This window comes from Pseudomonas sp. (genome assembly GCF_035277045.1).
GTDB lineage: Bacteria > Pseudomonadota > Gammaproteobacteria > Pseudomonadales > Pseudomonadaceae > Aquipseudomonas.
On sequence record NZ_DATELE010000287.1, the window covers coordinates 1 to 2,660 of the forward strand.

The following is a 2,660-nucleotide window of genomic DNA, read 5'->3' on the forward strand; positions in this document are numbered from 1 at the left end:
GCCGCGCTGGTGGCCGCCGTGCGTGTTGGCGTATCCCGTGCAATCGTGCAAAGCATTGTAGGCACTGAGTCGGAGCTGCCAGTTATCACGCTGGAGCCAAGGTTGGAACAGATATTGCTCAATAGTCTGCAGAAGGCAGGACAAGGCTCGGAAGAGGGCGTTCTGCTGGAGCCAAGCATGGCTGAGAAGCTGCAACGCTCGCTGATCGACGCGGCGCAGCGCCAGGAGATGCAAGGTCAGCCGGTGATTCTGCTGGTGGCCGGTCCGGTTCGCGCGATGCTCTCGCGATTCGGCCGCCTCGCAGTCCCGGGTTTGCACGTGTTGGCTTACCAGGAAATCCCTGACAACAAGCAAGTGACCATCGTTGCGACAGTAGGGCCCAACGGCTGAGGTAGTGGTTTATGCAAGTTAAGCGTTTTTTCGCCGCCGATATGCGTCAGGCCATGAAGCTGGTTCGCGATGAGCTGGGCGCCGATGCCGCCATTATCGGCAACCGCCGGATCGCCGGCGGGGTCGAGCTGACGGCAGCGCTTGATTACAAGTTGTCGGCGCTGGCGCCGCGTGTACCGAACATGGAACTCGAAGACGAGTTGCGCAAGACACAGTCGCGGATCGTCACCGCCCAGGCCGAATTGAGCCTGCGCGGCGAAGGCGAGAGCGACAAGGGCACCAACCGTCAGTTGTTCGCCGGCCTGCCGTTGACCGCCGCCGAGCCGCTGATCGAGCCGACGTACAGCGAACCCCTTCGCCCCGCGCCTGCCGCTGCACCGGCATCCGCTGGCGTGGACCCGCGCGCGTTGGACTCGATGCGTTTCGAGCTCAACAGCCTGCGCGAGCTCATGGAAGTCCAGCTCGGCTCCCTGGCCTGGAATCAGCTGCAAGGCAGCCGTCCGGACCAGGCCAATCTCTGGCGTCGCCTGCAACGCATCGGCCTGTCTGGGCCGCTGTCGCGCGATTTGCTGGCGCTGATCACGGAAATCGAAGAGCCCCGCCAGGCCTGGCGCATGTTGCTGGCGCACCTGGCACGGATGATCGTTACCCCGGAAATCGAGCCGCTGGAAGAGGGCGGTGTGATCGCCATGGTCGGCCCTGCCGGCATGGGCAAGACCACCACCCTGGCCAAGCTGGCGGCCCGTTACGTGCTCAAGTACGGCGCGCAGAACATTGCGCTGGTGAGCATGGACAGCTTCCGCATCGGAGCCCAGGAGCAGCTCAAGACCCTGGGGCGCATTCTCAATGTGTCGGTGACCCACGTCGATCCGGGCCAGTCCCTGGTGCAGGCCCTGGAGCCATTGCTGCGCAAGCGTGTGGTGCTGATCGATACCGCCGGCCTGCAGGCCAGCGATCCGGCCCTGCGCATGCAGCTTGAAAGTCTGGCCGGTCGTGGCATCCGCGCGAAAAATTATCTGGTTCTGGCAACCACCAGCCAGAAACAGGTTCTAACCGCTGCTTATCATAGTTACAAGCGTTGCGGGCTCGCTGGCTGCATCCTGACTAAACTGGATGAAACGGCAAGCCTGGGCGAGGTGTTGAGCCTGGCCATCAGTCATGAGCTGCCGGTGGCATACCTGACCGATGGTCCGCGGATTCCGGATGATCTTCATCTGCCGCGCCGTCATCAGTTGGTCAGTCGCGCCGTCAGCGTGCAAATGCAGGAAGAACCCAGCGAAGAAGCCATGGCTGACATGTTCGCTGACATCTACCACAGCCCGACCAAGCAGGTCGGCTAAGGTAATAATGAACAGTTTTTGTACCTACATCGATGGTCTGCCATGCATTGTTCCGTTTACGAACGCGCAGCCAGTAATGTGGCCTCCGTCTATGCAAGACAAGGTAAAGAAATAACATGGGCAGCATGCATCCCGTACAGGTGATCGCGGTGACCGGCGGCAAAGGTGGCGTCGGGAAAACTAACGTGTCAGTGAACTTGTCCCTGGCTTTGGCTGAGCTTGGCCGGCGCGTCATGCTGCTGGACGCCGACCTGGGACTGGCGAACGTCGACGTTCTGCTGGGCCTGACACCCAAACGTACCCTGGCCGACGTGATCGAGGGCCGCTGCGAACTGCGCGATGTACTGCTGCAGGGGCCTGGCGGCATCCGTATCGTTCCGGCGGCATCCGGCACACAGAGCATGGTTCATCTGAGCCCTGCGCAACACGCTGGCTTGATCCAGGCCTTCAGCGATATCGGCGACAACCTCGACGTATTGGTGATCGACACCGCTGCGGGCATTGGTGACTCGGTAGTCAGTTTCGTGCGCGCAGCCCAGGAAGTGCTGCTGGTGGTGTGCGACGAGCCGACCTCGATCACCGATGCCTACGCCTTGATCAAATTGCTCAACCGCGACTACGGCATGAACCGCTTCCGCGTCCTGGCCAACATGGCCCAGAGCCCGCAGGAAGGGCGCAACCTGTTCGCCAAGTTGACCAAGGTCACGGATCGCTTCCTCGACGTCGCCCTGCAATACGTCGGCGCGGTGCCCTATGACGAAAGTGTGCGCAAGGCTGTGCAGAAGCAGCGTGCCGTCTACGAGGCGTTCCCGCGTTCCAAGTGCTCGCTGGCGTTCAAGGCTATCGCGCAGAAGGTCGATTCCTGGCCGCTGCCGGCCAATCCGCGCGGGCACCTGGAGTTTTTCGTCGAGCGCCTCGTGCAGCAAACAG

Annotated in this window: 3 protein-coding genes; all 3 read left to right on the plus strand. The window is 61.9% G+C overall.

Going from position 1 to position 2,660, the window contains the following annotated elements; translation table 11 throughout:
* The coding region (locus tag VJS90_RS19900) for an FHIPEP family type III secretion protein (RefSeq protein WP_324123346.1) at positions 1 to 390 on the plus strand (390 nt) is incomplete at its 5' end.
* Between the two features lie 11 nt (positions 391 to 401).
* On the plus strand, positions 402 to 1,730 hold the full coding sequence (gene flhF, locus VJS90_RS19905) for a flagellar biosynthesis protein FlhF (RefSeq protein ID WP_085723337.1): 1,329 nt from the start codon (positions 402 to 404) through the stop codon (positions 1,728 to 1,730).
* A gap of 116 nt (positions 1,731 to 1,846) precedes the next feature.
* Positions 1,847 to 2,660: flagellar synthesis regulator FleN (gene fleN / locus VJS90_RS19910; RefSeq protein ID WP_324123347.1), on the plus strand; the 814-nt coding region annotated here is incomplete at its 3' end.